Genomic DNA, 2297 nt, shown 5'->3' on the forward strand with positions numbered 1-2297 from the left:
AGGATTTTCAAGCCATCCACATCGAGTCTCTTCTGCCGTCGCTGCTAATGCAGAAAACATCCCCAAAATAACAATCAAAAATCTCATTATTTACTCCATTCGCCTAACGCCGCATTAAGGTGTGAGCAACGCTGCCACGAAACTTAACCATAGCACCGTAAACACAAAACCCAACGGTTAGCACTAAAAATGCCAAGCGTTGGGAATCACTCTTAAATGCTTTGTTATGTGATGTTACTTAATCGATAATTATATTACCGTCGTCATCACGAGTATAATCACTCCCACAAGCACCACACACTGCTGGGGTTATCTCAACCCATATACCATCAATGTCCTCTTCGAACGTTTCACCTGACTCTGTATAACTAGCAGCTAAATCAGCAACTTCTTCTTTTTGTTCATCGGTAAGTTGAAAATATGAATTACTATAATTTTCCGCTTCAACCCGCCCCCAACACTGACGATCAGAACCATCGGCACAAGGTAGAAAAACTGCATTACCCATAAGTATCCCTCTTTACTGCAATCAAGGGACTATAGTATCCAAACATAGATGGTGGGCATAGTAACCTTGTTGCTTAATTTTAGCTAAGTCACATAACGCCCTGTTAAGGTGTGAGCAACGCAGTACCGAAGCTCCCGCATAGCACCTTAAACACTAAGCGCAACGCATAGTAAAAATGCCATGCGTTGCGAATCACTCTTAAACAGTTTGTTAGCACTCTGACTACCAGTAATTTGACATAATTTCTTTTGACCACTCGGGCTGCTCGACGGTTTTTCTTGGTAAGAATTCACCCATTACTGGCTTAATATCTACCACTGGCGTACCGTCTATTGCATCCAATCCTCTAACTTGTAGCACATTCCCACAAACAGCAATAACTTCACAAATTGTAGAACCTAAACGGTTCGGTCGGTTTTTACCTCTTTGGGCAAAAATACCAACTTTCGGCCAATCAGTGTTATTTCTTGGATGCCTTGCACCCGTTGTGATCTTTGACTTATCAACTTTGTTGAAATAAAAAGTCACTTCAACATGAGAAAAATCAGAAAGTCCGATAAGAGCTTCCGCCCCGAACACAACATCAATAACTATAGAGGCGTTTTCTTTATCCCAATCATCGTCAATCATCTCACTTCTGGTTGATTCAACTTTTCCTATAGGGACAAGCCTAATTTCTTCCATGATTATTTTTCTCCTCTGGGTGCTAACGCCGCATTAAGGTGTGAGCGACGCTTGGCTATACTTGAGCGAAGCGAAACTGCCAAGCGTTGCGAATCACTCTTAAATGCTTTGTTATACGTATGCTAGTCGACATGCATTGCTGACACCGCATAACTTTCTAGCTTTTGTTTAGCCATGACCAGTTTATTTCGTGCGGAGTTGTCATTGCTATTAGTCTTTAGGTATTCAGACAGGTACTTAACCTCAATGTGGGTTAAAGCGATTCGCAATGATAGTAGCCAGTTTGGAGTACCTAAATTATGAGACTCCCAATTACGGTTTTCAAAGGGGTTTTGGTAATATGGAACGTCTGTAAAAGTTGATTCTGGGATATTTGTTAGCTCCAGTAGTACATTTAGATCTTCGACTAACGCTTCATCACTTTCACGCAGTCTATTTAGCAAAGCTTCAATACCAGAAACAGCATTATGTGCATCAGCTATGACTTCATCAAAACTTGCTTGCCCATTAACTTCCATCGCAAGCCCAGAATCGAGATTATAATGTTCTACTTGGTTTAAGCGATCAATGCTTGACCAATAGAGCTGCATTTCACTTACTAATTTTTGTAACTCTGCTTCATCAATTTTGAAGTCCGACTTCAAGAATTGTTGTTCGTGATCTAGCTTGATTTTACGCAAACATTCAGTCGTATATTCGTCCGTATCGTCTGTTTCGATATGATGGGGATAACAGAAAATTACTAAGTTATCATAGCTTCTTCGATATTCATCGTTGCTAGCGGTATTAAACCTTTCACCACCCTCGGAGGCTGCTTCGATGTGACAGACTTGAGCAATGAACTTATTTTTACTGTTTACAACAGATTGAGTACAACCGGGGAATGCACATTGATTGCCTGAACGCGCAAACAGAGCTCTTAGAGTGTCTGCTTTTGGAGCTAATCTAGCCATAAATCTCCTAACTATGATAATACGTATAACGCCTTGTTAAGGGGTGAAGCACGCAACACCGATGCTACCGCATACCACCTTAATCACTTAAACCAACGCATAGTAAAAATGCCACGCGTGCTGAATCCCTCTTGAACAATTTGTTATACGCG

Annotated in this window: 3 protein-coding genes; all 3 read right to left on the reverse strand. The window is 41.1% G+C overall.

The features are described from left to right. Positions 1 to 238: 238 nt before the first annotated feature. On the reverse strand, positions 239 to 508 hold the full coding sequence (locus CBX98_RS25140; RefSeq protein WP_109170526.1) for a hypothetical protein: 270 nt from the start codon (positions 506 to 508) through the stop codon (positions 239 to 241). A 222-nt stretch (positions 509 to 730) separates the two neighbouring features. Beyond that, positions 731 to 1192: an SAM-dependent methyltransferase gene (locus CBX98_RS25150; RefSeq protein WP_109170527.1), complete on the reverse strand. Its 462-nt coding sequence runs from the start codon at positions 1190 to 1192 to the stop codon at positions 731 to 733. A 122-nt stretch (positions 1193 to 1314) separates the two neighbouring features. Further along, the gene (locus tag CBX98_RS25155; protein WP_109170528.1) at positions 1315 to 2145 is read right to left on the reverse strand and encodes a hypothetical protein; all 831 of its coding nucleotides are present in this window, start codon (positions 2143 to 2145) and stop codon (positions 1315 to 1317) included. Positions 2146 to 2297: the final 152 nt, after the last annotated feature.

The organism is Vibrio sp. T9 (assembly GCF_003123985.1).
GTDB lineage: Bacteria > Pseudomonadota > Gammaproteobacteria > Enterobacterales > Vibrionaceae > Vibrio > Vibrio diabolicus.